This is a genomic window from Methylobacterium sp. P3_A11 (genome assembly GCF_056403155.1).
The window spans coordinates 1-20,442 of the sequence record NZ_JBFUGA010000038.1; the positions used below are offsets into that span (position 1 = coordinate 1).

At 71.1% G+C, this 20,442-nt stretch carries 15 protein-coding genes; 10 read left to right on the top strand and 5 right to left on the bottom strand.

The window, feature by feature from the left end:
• Together AC1DXK_RS13725 and AC1DXK_RS13730 are read right to left on the bottom strand one after the other, a co-directional pair.
• Positions 1 to 1,892: penicillin acylase family protein (locus AC1DXK_RS13725; RefSeq protein WP_477298044.1), on the bottom strand; the 1,892-nt coding region annotated here is incomplete at its 3' end.
• Positions 1,889 to 3,433 (bottom strand): acetolactate synthase large subunit, encoded by a 1,545-nt coding sequence (locus AC1DXK_RS13730; protein WP_457106196.1) that lies wholly within the window; start codon positions 3,431 to 3,433, stop codon positions 1,889 to 1,891. The genes AC1DXK_RS13730 and AC1DXK_RS13725, both read right to left, overlap by 4 nt.
• 208 nt (positions 3,434 to 3,641) lie before the next feature.
• Here AC1DXK_RS13730 and AC1DXK_RS13735 point away from each other — a divergent pair, with 208 nt between their 5' ends.
• Together AC1DXK_RS13735 and AC1DXK_RS13740 are read left to right on the top strand one after the other, a co-directional pair.
• Positions 3,642 to 5,243: an ABC transporter substrate-binding protein gene (locus AC1DXK_RS13735; RefSeq protein ID WP_477298046.1), complete on the top strand. Its 1,602-nt coding sequence runs from the start codon at positions 3,642 to 3,644 to the stop codon at positions 5,241 to 5,243.
• A 4-nt stretch (positions 5,244 to 5,247) separates the two neighbouring features.
• A complete protein-coding gene (locus tag AC1DXK_RS13740) occupies positions 5,248 to 6,639 on the top strand; it encodes an amidase (protein ID WP_457106158.1) in 1,392 nt (463 codons plus the stop codon).
• Between the two features lie 243 nt (positions 6,640 to 6,882).
• Here AC1DXK_RS13740 and AC1DXK_RS13745 read toward each other — a convergent pair whose 3' ends face one another.
• Complete coding sequence (locus AC1DXK_RS13745; protein WP_457106157.1) at positions 6,883 to 7,587, bottom strand: sigma-70 family RNA polymerase sigma factor; 705 nt, start codon at positions 7,585 to 7,587, stop codon at positions 6,883 to 6,885.
• Between the two features lie 202 nt (positions 7,588 to 7,789).
• Here AC1DXK_RS13745 and nthA point away from each other — a divergent pair, with 202 nt between their 5' ends.
• The 4 genes from nthA to AC1DXK_RS13765 all read left to right on the top strand — a co-directional run bounded on the left by nthA (position 7,790) and on the right by AC1DXK_RS13765 (position 11,839).
• Positions 7,790 to 8,449, top strand: coding sequence for a nitrile hydratase subunit alpha (nthA, locus tag AC1DXK_RS13750; RefSeq protein ID WP_457106156.1), 660 nt, complete (start codon positions 7,790 to 7,792; stop codon positions 8,447 to 8,449).
• A complete protein-coding gene (gene nthB, locus AC1DXK_RS13755) occupies positions 8,446 to 9,105 on the top strand; it encodes a nitrile hydratase subunit beta (RefSeq protein WP_477298049.1) in 660 nt (219 codons plus the stop codon). The genes nthA and nthB overlap by 4 nt, the downstream gene beginning before the upstream one ends.
• Positions 9,102 to 9,425 (top strand): nitrile hydratase accessory protein, encoded by a 324-nt coding sequence (locus AC1DXK_RS13760; RefSeq protein ID WP_457106154.1) that lies wholly within the window; start codon positions 9,102 to 9,104, stop codon positions 9,423 to 9,425. Before nthB ends, AC1DXK_RS13760 begins: the two co-directional genes overlap by 4 nt.
• 344 nt (positions 9,426 to 9,769) lie before the next feature.
• A complete protein-coding gene (locus AC1DXK_RS13765; RefSeq protein WP_477298051.1) occupies positions 9,770 to 11,839 on the top strand; it encodes a methyl-accepting chemotaxis protein in 2,070 nt (689 codons plus the stop codon).
• A 15-nt stretch (positions 11,840 to 11,854) separates the two neighbouring features.
• On the opposite strand, the gene AC1DXK_RS13770 is transcribed toward AC1DXK_RS13765, so the two are convergent.
• Together AC1DXK_RS13770 and AC1DXK_RS13775 are read right to left on the bottom strand one after the other, a co-directional pair.
• The gene (locus tag AC1DXK_RS13770; RefSeq protein ID WP_457106152.1) at positions 11,855 to 12,730 is read right to left on the bottom strand and encodes an MBL fold metallo-hydrolase; all 876 of its coding nucleotides are present in this window, start codon (positions 12,728 to 12,730) and stop codon (positions 11,855 to 11,857) included.
• Positions 12,731 to 12,789: 59 nt separating this feature from the next.
• Positions 12,790 to 13,800, bottom strand: coding sequence for an SDR family oxidoreductase (locus tag AC1DXK_RS13775; RefSeq protein WP_457106151.1), 1,011 nt, complete (start codon positions 13,798 to 13,800; stop codon positions 12,790 to 12,792).
• A gap of 181 nt (positions 13,801 to 13,981) precedes the next feature.
• On the opposite strand from AC1DXK_RS13775, the gene AC1DXK_RS13780 reads away from it, so the two are divergent.
• From AC1DXK_RS13780 to pbpC, 4 genes are all read left to right on the top strand, one after another.
• On the top strand, positions 13,982 to 14,242 hold the full coding sequence (locus AC1DXK_RS13780; protein WP_457106150.1) for a hypothetical protein: 261 nt from the start codon (positions 13,982 to 13,984) through the stop codon (positions 14,240 to 14,242).
• Between the two features lie 132 nt (positions 14,243 to 14,374).
• On the top strand, positions 14,375 to 17,788 hold the full coding sequence (locus AC1DXK_RS13785; protein WP_457106149.1) for an acyl-[ACP]--phospholipid O-acyltransferase: 3,414 nt from the start codon (positions 14,375 to 14,377) through the stop codon (positions 17,786 to 17,788).
• A 155-nt stretch (positions 17,789 to 17,943) separates the two neighbouring features.
• Positions 17,944 to 18,171, top strand: a complete 228-nt coding sequence (locus tag AC1DXK_RS13790) for a hypothetical protein (RefSeq protein ID WP_457106148.1) — start codon at positions 17,944 to 17,946, stop codon at positions 18,169 to 18,171.
• Between the two features lie 115 nt (positions 18,172 to 18,286).
• A complete protein-coding gene (gene pbpC / locus AC1DXK_RS13795; protein ID WP_457106147.1) occupies positions 18,287 to 20,419 on the top strand; it encodes a penicillin-binding protein 1C in 2,133 nt (710 codons plus the stop codon).
• Positions 20,420 to 20,442 lie beyond the last annotated feature (23 nt).

A 20,442-nucleotide genomic window follows, 5' to 3' on the forward strand; every position in this document is an offset into this window, starting at 1 on the left:
GTCTCGAGCCGCTCGATCAGGCTCTGGGTGTCGCCGGGCGGCAGCAGGCGACGGGTGCCGAAATCGGGGACCAGCGCCTCAAGCAGCGCCGGGCGCAGGTGGCGGACCCAGAACATCTCAAGGAGGGCAGCGGCGGCGGAAGCGTGATGCAGCGCGCCCTCGAACGACGCCAGCAGGGCCTGGGCCGAGGCGATGTCGGGATCGGCCGCCGCCGGCAACGCCCGCACCAGATCGGCCAACCGGAGAGYCGGCTCGGAGAAGACGTCGCCCTGGAGCGCCTGCGAGTCGGCGAGGCTGTGCCGGGTTTGCCCGCCCAGCACCGCGCGGATGCGGCGGGCGCGCCAGGGCTCGGCCCACTCGAACCCGAGCTTCCGATCCTCAGCGGGGAAATGCGGCGGCAGGTTCATCTCGTTGGCGGTGGCGAGCCAGCCCGGTTCCGGGTCGACGCTCCGGGGCAGCGCACCCGGATCGTGAAAGCCGGTCCAATCGTAGCGGCCGTCGCCCGGGACCGGCAGAAGCCCGTCATGGGCCGGGCGCAAGGGCGCCTTGCCGGCCATGAACCACGCGATCCGGCCCGTGACATCGGCGTAGAGCTGGTTGACCGAGGGCGCCGACCAGTGGCGCAGAGCCTCGCCGAACGCCTCGGGACTCCTGGCGCCGAGATAGGCGAGGCTGCCGAGATAGGCGGCACTCCCCGGCTCGGACCAGACGGTGCGCAGGGCGAAGGCGCGGCCCGCGACCTCGCGGATCACCGGCCCGTGCCGGGTGAAGCCCAGCACCACGGTCTCGTCCGGGCCGCCGCGCACAGGGATTCTCTCCGTGATCCGCGCGATCCGCGCCCAGCCGTCACCCGAGCGGTAGCGGTCCGGGTCGGCGGGATCGGCCTCGCAGACGAACAGATCCTCCTGGTCCATCGGCGCGATGGTCAGGCTGAAGGCGGCGTGCCCGTTATGGCCGATGGAGATGCCGGGCAGAGCCGGCTCGCCGGCCCCGATCACGTCGAAGCCCGGCGCGGTGAGGTGGACGGCGTAGCGCAGCGACGGCTGCAGGTAGACCCGGTGCGGGTCGCTCGCCAGGATCGGTCGGCCGGTGGCGGTGCGGGTCGGCCCGACCACCCAGTTGTTGGAGCCCTCGGCCGGCTCCTTCGGCGCGCCCCGCGGCCCGCGGGTGACGGTTCCGTGCGCGTCGACCTTGCTCCAGGCCCAGGCTTCGTCGCGGGCGGCGGCCATCCGTTCGGGCGTGAAGCCGACCGCGGCGGTGGCCAGACGAAACCCGTCCAGCAGATCGTCCGGCCAGTCGGCGGCGTCGAGCCCGTCGGGGGTCACCGGGTCATGCGGCGGGCTGATGCGCTTGCGCAGATCGTCCGCGGCGAGACCGTCAGCCCGGCGCCCGGCGCGGGCGAGGACCCTGGCGCGGGCAACCTCGGAGAGTACGTTGCGAATCAGCGCGTGGCTGCGGATGCGCACAACGTCCTCCGGCCGCCAGCGGGACGGGCGCGTGTCCGTCACGGCGAATTCCGGCGGGCGCAGCGCGGGGCGCGCCTCGGTGAGCGCCACGAAGGCGTTGAGCCCGTCCACGAAAGCCGTGACGATGCCCTTCGTGTCCTGCGGTCCGTAGGCGGCCCATTCGGCCGCCATGTCGTCCCGATAGAGGAACAGCCGGGCGGCGCGGTCCTGGGCGAGGTAGCCAGGCCCGAAATCCGCCGCTAGCAGACCGAGGCCGCGCTTGCGCCAGAGGTCGAGCTGCCAGAGCCGGTCCCGGGCCGCGTTGAACCCCTGCGCACGGAACGCGTCGAGCGCAGTGCCGGCCCGGATATGCGCCAGCCCCCACCGGTCGATCCGGATCTCCGCCGGGCCGTCGAGGCCGGGAACCGGGTAGGTCGTCCCGCTCACAGGGCCACTTCGATGAGGTGCGGACCCGGGTTGGCGAGGGCGTGCTGGAACGCCTCGATGAAGTCGGGAAGCGTCTCGACCCGCCGCCCCGCGACCCCGAAGCCCTTGGCGAGGCTCACCCAATCCACCGCCGGCTCGTCGAGGCTCAGCATGCCCAGCGCCTTCGGGCCGGGATTGAGGGCGCCGACATTGGCGAGTTCCGCCCGCAGGATCGCGTAGGAGCGGTTCGACCAGACGAGCGTGACCACGTCGAGCCGCTCCCGCGCCTGGGTCCAGAGCGCCTGGACGGTGTAGAGCCCGCTGCCGTCCGCCTGGAGATTGATGACCTTGCAGTCGGGGCAGGCCACGGCGGCGCCGGTCGCCATCGGGATGCCGAGCCCGATCGAGCCGCCGCTGAGCTGGAGCCACGTGTGGGGGGCCGCATCCCGGGTCAGGGCGAAGAAGTTGCGCCCCGTGGTGATCGACTCGTCGCAGATCACCGCGCCCTCCGGGATCAGCGCGCCGAGCACCTGCCCGATCGTGTCCTGGTCGAGGGGGCCGCCGGTCGGGAGCTTCGGGCGCGGCGCGGCGGCGATCGGCTGGGCGGGCGGGGCCGCGACTGCCTCGGCAAGCCGCTCGAGGGCGTCGATCTGGTCCTCCTCGGGGGTGGCCAGCGTGATCGTCGTGCTGCCCTCCGGCGCCAGCAGGCTCGGCTTGCCGGGATAGGCGAAGAATCCCACCGGCGGGGTCGCGCCGATCAGGATGACGTGGCGGAAGTCCTTCAGCGCCGCGATGCCCTGATCGATCGGGTAGGGCAGGCGCTCGATCGGCACGGTGCCGGCACCGCGGTCGATCCGGGAATTCGAGGTCATCGCCATCAGCTGCGCGCCGGTCTTGCGGGCGATCCGGTCGGCGATGACCCGGCCCTCGTTCCGCACCGCCCGATCGCCGAGATGCAGGAGCACCGGCTCGCCACTCCGGAGTGCCCGCACGGCCGCCGCGATGGCGTCGTCGCCGACCTTCGCCCGCTCGGGGATCGGAGGCACGGTGGCCGGCCCGGTGCCGGGATCCCAGGCGGTGTTGGCCGGCAGGATCAGGGTCGCGACCTGACCGGGCGCGGTCCGGGCCGCCGCGATGGCCGCGGCGCCGTCGGTGCCGATCTCGGCAGCGCTCATCCCCGTCCGCACCCAGGACGACATCGGATGGGCCAGCCCCTCGATGTCCGAGGTCAGCGGCGCGTTGTACTCCCGGTGGTAGGTCGCGTGCTCGCCGACGATGTTGACGACGGGGGTGCGCGCCTTCTTGGCGTTGTGGAGGTTGGCGAGCCCGTTCGCCAATCCCGGCCCGAGATGGAGTAGGGTCGAGGCCGGCTTGTCGGCCATGCGGGCATAGCCGTCGGCGGCGCCGGTCGCCCCGCCCTCGAACAGGAACAGGAGGCAGCGCATCCCCTCGACCCGGTCGAGGGCGGCCACGAAGTGCATCTCGGAGGTCCCGGGGTTGGTGAAGCAGACCTCGACCCCGCCGTCCACGAGGGTTCGGACCAGGCTCTCGGCCCCGTTCATGGTGCTCGGGTTTCCATCACTCACGGGCGACTCCCTCACGGTCCGGCGGCATCGGCCGGCGACTCGCATTTTTTATTATCGTGGCGCAGCGGGCGCGGTGCGCAAGGGGCGAAGCCTGACACCTCCACTTCCCCCGACGCGGAGGCTATCACCGGGGATGGCGCGGGATTTGCGGTTCGCGCACCGCAACTTCGACGAACGGGCTCCCATGACACTTCGCCGCCTGATTGCTACCGCCCTGGCCGGTTCCGTGGCTCTCACGGGGCAGGCCAGCGCCGAGAGCGTGCTGCGCATCGCGATGACCGCCACGGACATCCCGACGACGACGGGGATGCCCAACAACGGGTTCGAGGGCATGCGCTTCCTCGGCTATCCGATCTTCGAGGGGCTGGTGCAGTGGGACCTGACGAGCACGACCAAGCTCGCCGGGATCGTCCCGGCGCTGGCCRAGCGCTGGGAGCAGGACCCGACCGACAAGACGATCTGGACCTTCCACCTGCGCCAGGGGGTGAAGTTCCATGACGGGACACCGTTCAACGCCGACGCGGTGATCTGGAACCTCGACCGCTACTTCAAGAACGACAGCCCGCAATTCGAGCCCCAGGGGGCCGGCATCTCCCGCGCCCGGGCGCCGCTGGTCGGCAGCTACAAGAAGATCGACGACGCGACCGTTCAGATCACCACCACCCAGGTCGCCTCGTACTTTCCCTACATGGTGGTCTACCTGCTGTTCACCTCACCGACCTCCTTCGAGAAGGCGGGACGCGAGTGGAGCAAGGTCGCGGCGCTGCCGGCGGCCGGCACGGGTCCGTTCAAGATCACCCGGGTCGCCCCGCGGGAGGCGGTCGATCTCGCCCGGTACGACGGCTACTGGGATCCGAACCGGATGGCCAAGGTCGACAAGGTCCGGCTGCTGCCGATCCCGGAGGCGAACGCGCGGGTCGCAGCCCTGCGGGCCGGGCAGGTCGACTGGATCGAGGTGCCGGCCCCGGACGCGATCCCGTCGCTGAAGCAGGCGGGCTTCACCATCACCACGGGCTCCTACCCGCATGTCTGGCCCTACATCTACAACATCGGCGCCAAGGACAGCCCGCTGAAGGACGTGCGCGTCCGGCAGGCGCTCAACTACTGCATCGATCGCGCCGGCATCGTCGAGCTTCTCAACGGCACGGCGGAGCCGGCCTCGGGCTGGCTGAACGACAAGGATCCGAATTTCGGGTCGCCGAAGAACCGCTACTCGTACGATGCCGCCAAGGGGAAGGCGCTGCTGGCCGAGGCCGGCTATACCGACAAGAAGCCGCTCAGCCTCAAGGTGATGATCTCGTCCTCCGGCTCGGGCCAGATGCTGCCCATGCCGATGAACGAGTATCTGCAGGAGAACCTGAAGCAGGCCTGCAACGTCGATCTCAGCTTCAACGTGGTCGAGTGGCAGGTGCTCCTGAACGCGAGCCGCCTGCAGCCGGACACGCCGAGCCTCCAGGGATCGATGGCGCTGAACGTCTCCTCGCCCTCGTCGGACGCCGCCGTCATGGCCCGCTACTTCGCGGGCGACCGGTTCCCGCCGGCCGGCTTCAACTTCCCCAACTGGAAGGACGAGGCATTTGACGCCGCCCTGAAGGCGCTGGCCGAGACCACCGACGCCAAGGTGATCGACGCGCAGACCAAGATCGCGAACGAGCGCCTCGTAGATAACCCACCCTGGCTGTTCGTCGTGCATGACCTCAATCCCCGCGGGATGTCGAAGAAGATCCACGGCTTCGTCTCTCCGCAATCCTGGTTCGTCGACCTCACCCTCGTCAGCGTGCAGTAAGCCGATGCCCGATCTCGATCCCGCCCACGCCGCCGCGGCCGAACTGGGCCGCGCCTTCCGGTCGCGCAGCCTCTCGCCGGTCGACGCGGTCGACTCGCTGCTCGACCGCGTCGCGGCGCTGGAGCCGAAGCTCCAGGCCTTCACGGAGGTCTTCGCGGCCGATGCCCGCCTCGCCGCCGAGGGCGCCGACCGGGCGATCCGGTCGGGCCACGCGGTGGGTCCGCTCCATGGTGTTCCGGTGGTGCTCAAGGATCTCATCGACCTGGAGGGTCGGATCACCATGGGCGGTTCGGCCGCCCACCGGGCGCGGCGGGCCGAGCGCACGGCGACCATCGCCCGGCGCCTGATCGCGCAGGGCATGATCGTGCTCGGCAAGACCCACACCGTCGAGTTCGCCTATGGCGGCTGGGGCACCAACCAGCATCTCGGCACACCCTGGAACCCCTGGGATCCCGAGACGCCGCGCACCCCCGGCGGGTCGAGCAGCGGCACCGGCGTCGCGGTGGCGGCGCGGATGGCGCCCTGGGGCATCGGGACCGATACCGGCGGATCGGTCCGCCTGCCCGCCGCCTTCTGCGGGCTGACGGGGCTCAAGGTCACGGTCGGGCGCGTCTCGACGTGGGGGATCGTCCCGCTCTCGATGACGCTGGATACCCCCGGCCCGCTCGCCCGCACGGTGGAGGACGTCGCGCTCCTCTACGAGGCGATCTCGGGTCCCGATCCGAGCGATGCGACGACCCGGGGCATCCAGCCGGACTCGCCCTGGCCCGGCCTGAACCGTGGCGTGCGCGGCCTGCGCCTCGGCCGCATGCCGGGTGCCGAGCGGGAGGGCGTCGCCGCCGACATGCTGGCCGCCTACGACGCGGCCCTCGACCTCCTCGCCGGGCTCGGGGCCGAGATCGTGGACGTGACGCTGCCGTTCCGGTTCAGCGAGTGCGTGGCCATGAACCAGATCACCAATGCGGAAGCCTATTTCGTCAACGGCACCCTCGCGGAGGATCCGTCCGCGCAGCTCGGCGACGCCGTGCGGGCGCGGATCCTGGCCGGTGCGCAGGTTTCGGCGCAGGATTATCTCGGCACGCTCCACCGCCGCGCCGCGATGAAGCGGGACTACGCCGCCGCCCTGGAGGGGATCGATGCCCTGCTGACACCGACCACGGAGTGCGCGGCCGTCGCGCTCGCGGAGGTCGAGGAGGCGCACCTGCCGTCTCGCTTCACGCGGTTCGGCAACCTGCTCGATCTCTGCGCCCTGGCGCTGCCGAACGGTTTCACCGCCGCCGGACTGCCGCTGTCGCTCCAGATCGTCTGCCGGGGCTACGACGAGGCGACGGCGCTGCGGATCGGGCAGGCCTACCAGCGGGCGAGCGACTGGCACCTGCGCCGGCCGCCCGTGTGAAGGTGGGATGTTCGGATTCTCCACCCTGCGCATCGCGCGTCGGCTGAGCACACGGCAGAGCGGCGGAACGATGCAGGAGGATGCGGCCTGCGTGTCCGGGCTCTCGGCWGGGGATCCCCGAGCCACCACTGCGGCGCCCGCCCGGCTTGGCGGGCGCCGCCAGCGTGGACCGTTCGGGATCTGTCCTGACGAAGGGAGCGGGACCCGGATCGCCTCCGCGGAGTCAGGCGCGCCGCCGCTTCCTCAGCCAGCCGGCGCCTGGCCCGACACCACGACGCCGAGGGTGTCCAGGAGCGACGACCGCGCCCGGCTCACCCGGCTCTTCACGGTCCCCACTTGGCAGCCGAGCTTCGTCGCGGCCTCCTCGTAGGTATGGCCTTCGGCACCCACCAGCAGCAGCGCCTGTCGCTGCGCCGAAGGCAGGTCGCCGAGGCGCTCCCAGACGACCTTGAGGGTGGTGGCGTCCTCCTGGTCGGACGGACTGGTCATCTGGCCGGCATGCGTCCCGTCCACGTCCTCGACCTCCCGGCGCGTCTTGCGCAGGTCGGTGTAGAACTGGTTGCGCAGGATCGTGAACAGCCACGCGGTGAAGTTCGTGCCGGGCCGGAAACGCCCCTGATTGGCCCAGGCCTTCACGAACGTCTCCTGGACCAGGTCATCGGCGCGGCTCACGTCCCCGACCAGCGACAGCGCGAAGGTGCGCAGGGCCGGAAGCGCCCTGATGATATCCCCGCGGAAGTCGAAGGGGATCGTCGCGCCCTGCGCCGTGACCGCCGCCTCGAAGCGGGCCACCAGAGTCGCGAGCTGCGAGGGCAGCGGCTCCTGCTCGACGACCTTGAAGTAATCCCGGATCGGCAGGGCGAGATGCTGTCCGATCGCTGCGGCGTAGGCGGGCGCGTCCCGGTCGCCCGCGACGGCTTCTGACAGCTCGGCAGCGTCATCGGTCATGAACGTTTTCGCCTCCAACGTCAGTATACTGGAATCCCTCTAACGTCCGTATCTGCATAATCCTGAACCGATGCCAAACGCTCCCGAATGTGTCAGGGAATTTAAGCATCGCGCGGCGGGCGCGTAGCCGACCTGTGCCGGCGCCCAGGGAGTGGCGGCTGGCTGCGAGTGGATGCAGACTACGCGTCTTGAGGAGAACGGGATGAGCCACGTTCACGCGCATCCGGGGCATGATCACGACGATCACCACCACGGCAGCGAACTGTCGCCCGTGGAGGCCAGGGTGCGCGCCCTGGAATCCCTGCTCACCGAGAAGGGCTACGTCGATCCGGCGGCCCTCGACGCCCTGGTCGAACTCTACGAGACCAAGGTCGGCCCGCATGCGGGCGCGCGCGTCGTGGCGCGGGCCTGGACCGATCCCGCGTATCGGGCACGGCTCCTGGCCGACGCCACGTCGGCGATCGCCGAACTCGACATCGGCGGCCGCGGCGGCGAACACATGGTGGTGGTCGAGAACACCCCCGAGACCCACAACCTCGTCGTCTGCACCCTCTGCTCCTGCTACCCCTGGCCGGTGCTCGGCTTGCCGCCGGTCTGGTACAAGGCACCCCCCTACCGCGCCCGGGCGGTGATCGATCCCCGCGGGGTCCTCGCCGAATTCGGGGTGACGCTTCCGGAGACCACCCGCATCACCGTCTGGGATTCGACCGCCGAGACCCGCTACATGGTCCTGCCAATGCGGCCCGCGCAGACCGAGGGCTTGTCCGAGGAAGCGCTCGCCGCCCTCGTCACCCGCGATTCGATGATCGGCACAGGTCTGCCCAGGGGCATTCCGGCCGCACCCGTGGAGAGGCCGGTATGAACGGCGCCCAGGATCTCGGCGGTAGTCACGGCTTCGGGCCGGTCGTGCCGGAGCCGGGCGAGCCGGTGTTCCACGCCGCGTGGGAACGCCGGGTCTTCGCGATGGCGATGGCCATGGGCTACACCGGCGCCTGGAATCTCGACGGCAGCCGCGCCACCCGCGAATCGCTGCCACCCGCCGAGTACTTGTCGTCGAGCTACTACGAGATCTGGCTGAAGGCGCTGGAGAAGCAGGTCGTCGCGACAGGGCTGGCGACGCAGGCCGAGATCGAGGACGGAGCGTCTGCGGAGCCGGCCAAACCCGTCGCCCGGATCCTGGCCAGCGGGGATCTGGAGGCGCGGTTCCGGGCCGGATTCCCGAGCAGCCGTACCCCCGATGCCCCGGCCCGATTCGCGGTCGGCGATGCCGTCCGCGCCCGCAACATCCACCCCACCGGCCATACGCGGCTGCCGCGCTACGTACGCGGCAAGCCCGGCCGGATCGTGCGCGTCGACGGGGCTTTCGTCTTCCCCGACACCAACGCCTATCGCGCGGGCGAGCACCCGAGCTGGCTCTACACCGTCGCATTCACCGCGCAGGACCTGTGGGGCGAGCACGGCGATCCGGGCGGCCACGTCACCGTCGCGGCCTTCGAACCCTACCTGGATCCCGCGTGACCGATCCCGCGCCGAGCACCTTCGCGGCCCCCTGGGAGGCGCAGGTCTTCGCCATGGTTGTCTCCCTGCGGGAGGCCGGGCTGTTCACGTGGTCGGAATGGGCGGACCGCCTCGGCCGGCAGATTCGCCCCGCAGACGCCCCCGAGAGGGCGGCCGATTACGGCGCGTGGCTCGCCACGCTGGAAGCGCTCCTGGCCGAGCGTGGCGTGGCCGGACCCGAGAGCGTCGCGGCACGCACCGCGGCGTTCCTCCGGGCCGCCGACGCGACGCCCCACGGCCAGCCGATCCGCCTGGAGAACGACCCGCTCCACCAGCCCTGAGGCCGAGGCTGGCACAGCCGATGCGACGGGGAAGTCCGGACGCCACGCGCCCTTGTCACCCGCTCTTTCCGCGCGCGGCAAGTCCGCGCCGCGTACGATTCATCACCCGACGCCCTCAATACAATCCCATCAAAAACGATCTTCACTTCGCAAAGTTTGATATCTGGACACTCACTGGCGCCAATTTTGAAAGCTTTCTGCTTCAAAATCTGAAGTCAAGATGGATCCTGATCTCGGCCTGTCTGCTTGACATTGCGGTCCGGTACTTGGATCACGCCGCCGCGCCCGCTGCGCCAGAGACCGAACACATGCTGCGCATATCGATTCGCAACGTGCTGATCTTGATGACAATTCTCTTGAGCCTGCCAGCCATCGGGGTGCCGATCTACGAGCTGACCCTGAGCGTTCGACAGAGAGCGGCATCACGATCCGTGGCCACGTACGCGGCGCTCGATCGCAGCCTGTTCCTGAGCCGGACGCATTTCCGGTTCGAGTCGGGCTACAGCGGGCTGGCGCTCGCCGACGCGCCCGAAGTGAACCGCGAATACCGGAAGGACCTGATCTTCGACCGCCGCCAGCAACTCGACGAGAACGTCGCCGTCACCCTGCAGGGGCTTTCGGAGGATCCGGAACCGGCGGTCAGTCAGGCGGCCGGCGCGCTCAGCGCCTCGATCGGGGCTTGGACCCAGCTGCGTCGGGACATCGATGCCGCCATGGACCAGCCCCTGGAGGCGCGGGACAAGGCCCTGCGGAAGCGGGTCACCGAGCTGGGCCTGGAGACCACGCGGTGCCTGGAAGCCCTGGCCTCCAGACTCGAGAAGCAGATCCGGACCCTCGACCCCGGCGCGGGCTGGATGCTCGACGCCAACGCGACGGTTTGGCTGGCGCGCACCAACAGCGGCACAGAGGGCGCCACGGTCTACGGCGTCGTTTTCAACAACCGGACCCTGACCGCAGACGAGCGCAATGAACTCCGCGCGGTCCGGACACGCGCCGCCATGGCCTGGTCGATGACGGGCCAGATCCTGTCTTCGACGCGCACGCCCGACGCCGTGATGGCCGCCTACCGCGCTGCGGACGACCAGTACTTCACCGGCGCGTTCGACCGCCTGCGCACGCGGTTGGTTGCCCCGATCGTCGAGGCCGGCCGGTTGCCGTCCGACGACGAGATCAAGACCTGGCAGCAGGGGCAATTTAAAGGACTGCTGCTGATCGACGACACGGCCATCGCCCTGATGAAGGCCGTCGAGGCGCGGGCGGAGCTGCGCGTCGGGGAGGCGGCAGGCGCCTTCCAGATCTTCCTGTCCATCGCGATCCTCGCCGTCGCGCTCTCGGTTTCGGCGGCCTGGGTCATCCATTTCCGCGTCGTGCGCGGCATCGACCGCCTGTCGGCCGCGATGCGGGCGATCTCGGGCGGGGCGGCCGAAACGGCCGTGCCCGGGATCGGACGCAGCGACGAGGTCGGCGCGATGGCCAAGGCCGTGCAGGTGTTCAGGGACAACCTGATCCGCACGCGGGCGCTGGAGGCAGAAGCGGAAGGGGCGCGGCTGGCGGCCGAGGAGCAGCGGCGGCTCGGCATACGGCAGATGGCCGACGGCTTCGAAACTGCTGTCGGCGGCATTGTCGAGCAGGTCTCGGCCTCCGCCGCCGAGCTGCAGACCATCGCCGGCTCCATGTCGACCCTGGCCGGCCGGACCTCGGGCCAGTCCGGGACGGTCGCGGTGGCCGCGGAGGATGTCGCCTCCCGGGTCAATACGGTCGCGGCGGCGGCCGAGGAACTCGGCTCGTCCGTGCAGGAGATCGGCCGGCGGGTCGATGGCTCGGCCAAGCTGGCGCGGGCGGCGGTCGAGGAGGCGGACCAGACCGGCGCGCTGGTTCATGAGCTGAGCGCGGCCGTATCGCGCATCGGTGACGTCGCCGGGCTGATTGCCTCGATCGCCGGGCAGACCAACCTGCTGGCCTTGAACGCCACCATCGAGGCGGCCCGGGCAGGCGCGGCGGGCCGCGGCTTCGCGGTGGTCGCCTCCGAGGTGAAGGCGCTCGCCGAGCAGACCGCGCGGGCGACCGAGGAGATCTCCGGGCAGATCGCCCGGGTTCAGGCCTCCACGGGCGAAGCGGTGTCGGCGATCGGGGCGATCACGGCGCGGATCCGGGAGATCGACGGCGTCGCGGCCTCGATCGCCGCCGCGGTGGAGGAGCAGGGCGCGGCCACGCAGGAGATCGTGCGCAACGTCGGTCAGGCGGCACAGGGGACGGCCGAAGTCACAGGCAGCATCGTGGGCGTCGCCGAATCGGCGACGGCGACCGGGACGGCTGCCGACACGATGTTGGGAGCCACCGCCGACATGTCCCGCCAGGCTGGGCACCTCGCCGCCGAAGTCCACCGGTTCCTCGACGGCGTGCGGGCGGTCTGAGCTACGCAGGCCGCCCTATCGCCCCTGAACCCGCAGGCCCTCGAGCGGCACCGGGGCGGCATGGGACCGACCGCCCAACAACTGGTCGAGGAGCGCCAGCACCTCCGCCCGCCCGCAATTGCGCGCGGGCTCGAACGGCGTCCAAGTCTGGACGAAGTCGAGGCGCTCGAACACGTCGCGGTAGCGGCGCAGCTCCCCGGGGGTGAGCGGTACCCCGCGCACGAAGGCCTTATGGGCCGAGACCGTCGTGGCCCGGCGGAAATCCGCGGGGTCGAGTTCGAACTTCAGGGCGTCGCCGCAGAAGCAGATCTTCCGCGACCGGTCGTACAGGATGGCGTGGCCGTCGAAATGGCCCGCGGTGCGGTGCAGCTCCAGGCCCGGCAGGGGCTCGAGGAAGTCGTCGTAGGGCCAGCTCACCTGCAGGGCCGCGCTCCAGGTGAAGTCGGCCGCCGGCAGGCACAATTCCGGGTCGAACCGGTCCTGGAGCTGCGGCAGCGCCCCGTAGGCATGCGGATGCGAGGCCGAGAGCACCGCCATGCCGCCGAGCCGTTCGATCTGGTCGAGGGCGGCCTCGCTGAAGACCGGGCAGCCCTCGAAGCCCATGTTCCCGTGCTCGGTCTGGATCAGGTACGCGGAAGGCCCGATGCCGGAGACCGGCTCGTTCCAGAAGCGCCACACCCCCGGCTCCAGCTCCTGCCAGTGACACGGGAAGGCGTCCTGCGCCTCCCGGGTGGTGCGGAAACGCCAGCCGTCCTGGGGCACGACATGGCGGGCATCGAGGCACATCGGGCAGGCGGCCGGCGTCTCGAAGTGGCGCTGCCAGAACCCGCAATTGTCGCAGGTGAAGGCGGGCAGCTTCAGGGCGCCCGCGAAGGGCAGATAGCCGGGCATCGTCTCGGACCTTCCTCGGAGGCGGCTCGTGTAACAGGCGGCGCGACCGGACGCAGCCGTCACGTCCGCCCGGGCAGGCGGCGGGCCGAGCGGGCGGCGTGGACGGTGCCGGCGAGCCCGATCAGCGCCAGCCCGGCGAGGCCGCCGACCACGAGGTCGCGGGTGCGGCTCGTGACGAATTCGGTCCGGCTCGCCTTGGTCCGACCCGAGAACCGCCCGTCGATCCCGACCGGGCCGGGCACGGGGTCATAGAGGTTGCCGTCCATCGCGGAAATGGTCTCGTCGGAGAGCTGCGCCGACCACATGGAGGCGGCCTTGCGGTCGGCGAGGCTCGGCGCCAGCGCCTGGGCGGCGGCCATCATCATCGACGAGCGCCCGACCCAGACCTCCCGGCGCGGGTGCTCGACGGCGTACAGGATCGCCTCGGCACAGAGCCGCGGGTCGAAGACTGGGTCCGGGGCGTATTGCCGGTGGCCGGTCCGGTTGCGCGCCCAGTTGAACTGGGGCGTGTTCACCGCCGGCAGATAGACGACGCTGAGGCTGACATCGACCGCGTCGTGGAGCAGCTCGCAGCGCAGGGCGTCGGTGAAGCCCGAGACCGCGAATTTCGCCGCGCAGTAGGGCGCCTGCAAGGGCGCGGCCCGGATCGCGAGGCCGGACGAAACCTGGATGATCGCACCGCGGTTGCGCCGCTTCATGAAGCGCAGGGCGGCGAGAGTCCCGTAGACCTGGCTGAGATAGGTGGTCTCCGTGACACGCCGGTACTCGTCGGGGGAGATCTGGTCGGCCGGGCTGACCACCGTCGACATGGCGTTGTTCACCCAGGCACGGATCGGGCCGAGTTCGCGCTCCACCCGGCTTGCAGCCGCATCCACGGCCTGCGCATCCGCAACGTCGGCGCCGATTGCCAGCACCGGCTGACCGTAAGCGGCGAGCGCCCGCTCCGCCGCCGCGAGACGACCCGCATCACGCGCGATCACTGCCACCGACCAGCCGTGGGCGGCGAGAGCATGCGCCGTGGCCAGCCCGATCCCGGCCGTGCCCCCGGTAACGACCGCAACCCGTGCCATGCCCACCTCAAAACCGTCAAAGGATCGAAGCGGCAACCCGGTGCGATCCACTCGGTTGCGCCGCCGCCGCGAGCCGCAACGTCACGGGGGTCGGCGATTATCGGAACCGGCGACGCAACGTCCGGCGTTGGCCGCTGTTGAGTCTGTACCGCGACGTGCCGAACCATCGAGGGTCGAGGCCATGCGCTATGGACGACGCGTCTCCCTGCCGATCGATCCCTGGCCGCAAGCCTCCCTGGGTGAGCGGACCGCGGTCGGAATGGTCCTGACCTTTCTGCTGATCGTGCCGGCCTGCGCGGCCGGGGCCGCGCTCTTCATGATCTCGACGCTCGTGGCCCACGTCACCTGGTCCTACGACCTCGGCGCTTCCCTGCACGCCTTCATCGCCCGGCGCACCGGGGCCGCCAGCCCGGCCAAAGCCCGTCTCGTGCGCAGACCCTGAGGTCAGCCGCGGCGCGGTGCCGGTTCGCACGGTCCGGCAACGCCGCGACCATGACTCCTGTGCGTTCGCATCGGTCCGATTTGACCTGACCGTCTCTCGTGGGCCAGTCAGGTTCGGAACCGAGAGACCGCCATGTTCCGTAGCCTGATGACTGCGCGGCGCTTCGCGCCGCTGTTCTGGTGCCAGTTCTTCTCGGCATTCAACGACAATTTCCTGAAGAACGCGCTCGCCTTCCTGATCCTGTTCGGGATCGGCGGCCAGGCGGATGCCCATGCGGGCGTGCTGGTGACGCTCGCGAGCGCCGTGTTCATCGGGCCGTTCTTCATCCTGTCGGGTCTCGGTGGCCAGTGGGCAGACCGGTACGACAAGGCGCTGATGGCGCGGCGGCTGAAATTCGCCGAGATCTTCGCGGCCGGCACCGCTGTGATCGGCTTCCTGCTCCATTCCGTACCGGTGCTGTTCGTGGCGCTGGGCCTGTTCGGGACGATCGCGGCCCTGTTCGGCCCGATCAAATACGGGATCCTGCCCGACCACCTCCGCCGCGAGGAACTGCCCGCCGGCAACGCCCTCGTGGAGGCCGCGACCTTCCTGGCGATCCTGCTCGGCACGATCGCGGCCGGCGCGGCTTCGGCGATGGGCGGATCCGGCGTCGTGTTCGGCGCCCTGGTGATGGGCTTTGCCGTCCTGTGCTGGCTCTCGGCCCGGATGATCCCGGCGACCGGGGAGGGGGCGCCGGACCTGCGCATCGATCCGAACATCGCCCGCTCGACCTACGCGCTGCTGCGCGACCTCTGGGCCGATACGCGGCTGTGGCGCGGTTCGCTGATCGTGAGCTGGTTCTGGCTGGTCGGCGTTGTGATCCTGTCGCTGCTGCCGGTGCTGGTGCGCGGCGCCTTCAACGGCACCGAGACGGTGATCACGCTGCTGCTGGCGCTGTTCTCCATCGGCATCGCGCTCGGGTCGGGCCTCGCCTCGTGGCTCGCCAGCGGCCGGATCGTGCTGCTCCCGACGCCGGTGGGTGCAGTGCTGATGGGCCTGTTCGGCCTCGACCTCGCCTGGACAGTCGGACATCTGCCGGCGCCGCCCGCGGACGCCATCGGCCCCTTCGACTTCCTGCGGACCGGCCACGGCCTGCGCACCGGCATCGACTTCCTGGGGCTGGCGATCTCCGGCGGCCTCTACATCGTGCCGTCCTTCGCGGCCGTGCAGGCTTGGGCCGAGAAGGCGATGCGGGCGCGCATCATCGGCGCGGTCAACGTCATGACGGCGGCCTTCATGGTGGCCGGCACCCTGGCGCTGGCGGCCCTTCAAGGCGCCGGACTCTCGATCGCGCACCTGCTCGCCGTGGTGGCGGTTCTGAACCTCGTCGTCGGTGCGGTCGTGTTTGCGACCCTCCAGACGAGCCCGTTCCGGGATGCCCTGTCGATCCTGTTCCGGGCCTTCTACCGCCTGGAGGTCCGCGGCTTCGACAACATCGCGGCGGCCGGGCCGAACTGTATCGTCGCCCTCAACCACGTGTCGTTCCTCGATGCGCCGCTCGCCCTGTCCCTCCTCGATCAGGAGCCGGTCTTCGCGATCGACAGCGGGATCGCGCAGCGCTGGTGGGTGCGCCCGTTCCTGCGCGTCACCAAGGCGATGCCGCTCGACCCGACCCGTCCCCTGGCCACGCGGACGCTGATCAACGCGGTCAAGAGCGGCGAGACGCTGATCATCTTTCCCGAGGGCCGGCTCACGGTCACCGGCAGCCTAATGAAGGTGTACGACGGCGCCGGACTGATCGCCGACAAGGCGGGGGCCATGGTGGTGCCCGTGAAGATCGACGGGCTGGAGCGCACCGCGTTCTCGCGTCTGTCGCGCGGGCAGGTCCGCCGCCGCTGGTGGCCGAAGGTAACCGTGACGGTCATGCCGCCGGTGCGCCTGACGGTGGACCCCGCGCTCAAGGGCAAGGCGCGCCGGCAGGCGGCGGGAGCCGCCCTCTACGGGATCATGTCGGACCTCCTGTTCCGCACGACCGACATCGACCGCGGCCTGATGGCGGCGCTGATCGCGGCGGGGGAGCGTCACGGCTGGGGCCGCAACGCCCTGGAGGACCCGGTCGGCGGCCGCCTGACCTACAGCCGCCTGGTGATGGGCGCGAACGTGCTCGGCCGCAAGCTGATGCCGCTGGCCCCCGAGGGCGGCCGGATCGGCGTGATGCTGCCGAACGCCAACGGTGCCGCGGTGACGTTGTTCGCCCTGGCCTCCGCGGGCCGGGTGCCGGCGATGATCAACTTCTCGGCCGGTCCCGCCAACGTCCTCTCGGCCTGCCGAGCCGCGCAGGTGGACAGGATCCTGACCTCGCGCGCCTTCATCGAGAAGGGGCGCCTCGGCGCGCTGGTGGAGGCGATCCGCGGCTCCATCGACCTCGTCTATCTGGAGGACGTGCGGGCGACCATCACCAAGGCCGACAAGTTCCGCGGGCTGCTGAGCCCCCGGCGCCCCCTGGTGACGCGCTCGGGCGAGGATCCGGCGGCGGTCCTGTTCACCTCGGGCAGCGAGGGCACGCCGAAGGGCGTGGTGCTCGCCAACCGCTGCATGCTGGCCAACGTGGCGCAGGTGGCGGCCCGGATCGATTTCGGCCCCACCGACAAGGTGTTCAACGTGCTGCCGGTCTTCCATGCCTTCGGCCTCACGGCCGGGCTGGTCCTGCCCCTGGTCTCGGGGGTGCCGGTCTATCTCTACCCGTCGCCGCTGCACTACCGGATCGTGCCGGAGCTGATCTACGGCTCGAACAGCACCGTGTTGTTCGGGACCGACACTTTCCTGACGGGCTACGCCCGGGCGGCCCATTCCTACGACCTGCGCTCCCTCCGCTACGTCGTGGCCGGCGCGGAGGCCGTGAAGGAGACCACCCGGAGGACCTGGGCTGAAAAATTCGGCCTGCGCATCCTGGAAGGCTACGGCGTCACCGAGTGCGGACCGGTGGTGGCGCTCAACACGCCGATGTTCAACCGCTTCGGCACGGTCGGCCGGATCCTGCCCGGGATCGAGACCCGCCTGGAGCCGGTGCCGGGGATCGAGGAGGGGGGACGCCTGTCCCTGCGCGGACCCAACATCATGCTGGGTTACCTGCGCGCCGAGAAGCCGGGCGTCCTCGAGCCGCCGCCGGGGGGCTGGCACGACACCGGCGACATCGTGGCGATCGACCCGATGGGCTTCGTGACCATCAAGGGCCGGGCGAAGCGCTTCGCCAAGGTCGCCGGGGAGATGATTTCCCTTGCCGGCGTCGAGGCGCTCGCCGCGGAACTCTGGCCGGATCGCCTGAGCGCGGTGGCGGCGGTGCCGGACGCCCGCAAGGGCGAGCGGCTGATCCTGTTCACGCAGGAGAAGGACGCGACCCGGGCGGCCTACCAGAGCTTCGCGAAGAGCCGCGGCGCCTCGGACGTGGCGATTCCCGCCGAGGTGGTGGTGCTTGAGACGATCCCGATGCTCGGCACAGGCAAGATCGACCAAGTGAGCGTCACCAAGCTCGCGCTGGAGCGGGCGAAGGAAATCGCGGCGGCCTGACCCGCGCGCCCGTGCCCTGCGTCACCCAAACGGGGGATGCGGTGCTGCACGGGATTCGCTCGTATCACGAATACAGCCCTGATTCGAAACGCTTGGCGTGCTCGGATCGGCGGACTGTATGGCGCGTCGCGGGTCGCATCGGCGAGGGGCAGATCATGCAAAAGGGCAGGCGCATTCCGGCTTGGCTGGCGAGGCGGACGTATTTCAAGCGGATCGAGCGCTGGGGGAAGCACGGCAAGGTGCGCGACACGGCGCGCGACACGGCCCCCCCACCCGAGACCGGGTTCGCCGGGACCCCCTCCAACGTCGTGCCCTTCCCGATTCGGGTGCAGCGCCCGGATCGACCGTCCCTCGCGGGACTGCGCGGGATCGGTCTGGCGTAGGCGCGGACCGAGCAGGCACGGACGCCCGCTCTCAACCTGTCGGGCTTCCCGGGGACTTGTCGGCTGCGCGGGAACCGGGGATCCTCCGCCAGCGGAGCCGGAACCGGGAGATTGCGTGCCGCACGACGGGTTCGATCCGAGGCAGAGGGCGGCATCGCGGGGACGACGGCTGGGCCTACGCTCGGCCCTCGGAGCTGCGGCGCTCGGGCTCGGGATGCTGGCGGCCGGAGCCGGCGGCCTCTGGGCCTATGCCCGGGCGCTGCCGCCCCTCGACCTCGCCGCCGCCGCAGCGCGCTCGACCGTGGTGCTGGACCGGTCCGGCACCCTCCTGCGGCCCTTCGCGACGGCGGACGGGCGCTGGCGCCTGCCGGTCACCGCGGAGGCCGTCGATCCGCGCTACCGGGCGATGCTGCTCGCCTACGAGGATCGCCGGTTCGCGCGCCACCCCGGGATCGACCCGGCCGCGGTGCTGCGCGCCGCGTTCCAGTGGCTGACCCGAGGCCGCATCGTCTCGGGCGCCTCGACCCTGTCGATGCAGGTGGCCCGCCTGGTCGAGCCGCGGGGCGAGCGCTCGCTCGCGGCCAAGCTCCGCCAGATGGTGCGGGCGGTCATGCTGGAACGGCGTCTCGGCAAATCCGGCCTCCTCGATCTCTACCTCGCGCTCGCGCCCTACGGCGGGCCGCTGGAGGGCGTGCGGGCGGCGAGCGTGGCGTATTTCGGGCGGGAGCCGGTCCGGCTGACCGCGGCACAGGCGGCGCTGCTCGTCGCCCTGCCGCAATCGCCCGAGACCCGCCGTCCGGACCGGTTTCCGGAACGCGCCCGCGCCGCCCGGGACCGCGTTCTCGCGGTCGCCACCGCCCAGGGCGTCCTGACCCCGGCGGAGGCCGATGCCGCCCGCGCCGAGCCGGTCCCGGCGGCGCGCAAGCCCTTCCCGATGCTCGCGGCGCACGCCGCCGAGGAGGCCGTCGCGGCAGATTCCGGGGCCTCGATGATCCGCCTCGCCATCGACGGGCGCCTGCAGGAGCGGCTGGAAGCGCTCGCCACCGAGCGCGCGGCCGCCGCCGGCCCGGACCTCTCGGTGGCGATCCTCGTTATCGACAACCGTGACGGGCGGGTGCTGGCCCAGGTGGGCAGCGCCGGCTACCTCGATCAAAACCGGCGCGGCGCCATCGACATGACGCTGGCGGTGCGCTCCCCCGGCTCGGCGCTGAAGCCGTTCGTCTACGCCATGGCCTTCGCGGACGGACTCGCCCATCCCGAGACGCTGCTGGAGGACCGGCCGGCCCGCTTCTCGGCGAGCTACGCCCCGGAGAATTTCGACCTGACCTTCCAGGGCACGGTCACGGCCCGGCGTGCCCTGCAGCTCTCGCTCAACGTGCCCGCGGTCGCGTTGATGGATGCCGTCGGTCCCGCCCGCTTCATCGCGCGGCTGCGCGCCGCCGGGGCGGCGATCCAGCTCCCGCGCGAGGCGGCCCCGGGTCTTCCGGTGGCCCTCGGCGGCCTCGGCATCACGCTCACCGACCTCGCGCGCCTCTATGCCGGACTCGCCCGCGGCGGTGCGGTGCCGGACCTCATCCGCCGCGCCGATGGGGCCGCGACCGAATCCACTCGCAGGGTCGCGGAGCCCGTGGCCGCCTGGTACGTCGCCGACATCCTGCGCGGGACGCCGCCGCCGGAGAACGCCCTCCCGAACCGCATCGCCTACAAGACCGGCACTTCCTACGGGTACCGCGACGCCTGGGCGGCCGGGTTCGACCGGCACGCGACGATCGTCGTCTGGGCTGGGAGGCCGGACGGCGCCGCCGTGCCGGGGCTCGTGGGCCGCACGGTCGCGGCGCCGATCCTGTTCGACGCCTTCGCGCGCCTCGGGATCGAGCCCGAGGCGGTCTTGCAGCCGCGGGATGCGCTCGTCGCCGGGACGGGGGGCCTGCCGCCGCCGCTGCGGCACTTCGGACGCGAGACGCCCGACACGCAGGGACCGGTCCTGCGGATCGCCTATCCGCCGGACGGCGCCTGGATCGATCTCGGCCTCGCGACGGACGGCCATGGCGCGGCGGACGGCAATCCGGGCCTCGCCCTCAAGGCGCTGGGCGGCGTCCCGCCGCTCACTTGGCTGGTCGATGGCCAGCCGGTGGTGCAGACGCCGCGGCGCCGGGCCGAGTGGGTCCCGGGCGGTGCGGGCTTCGCCCGGATCTCGGTGCTTGATGCGACCGGCGCCAGCGACAGCGTGTCCGTCCGTCTCGAATAGCCGTGCACCGCGTGGATCACCGA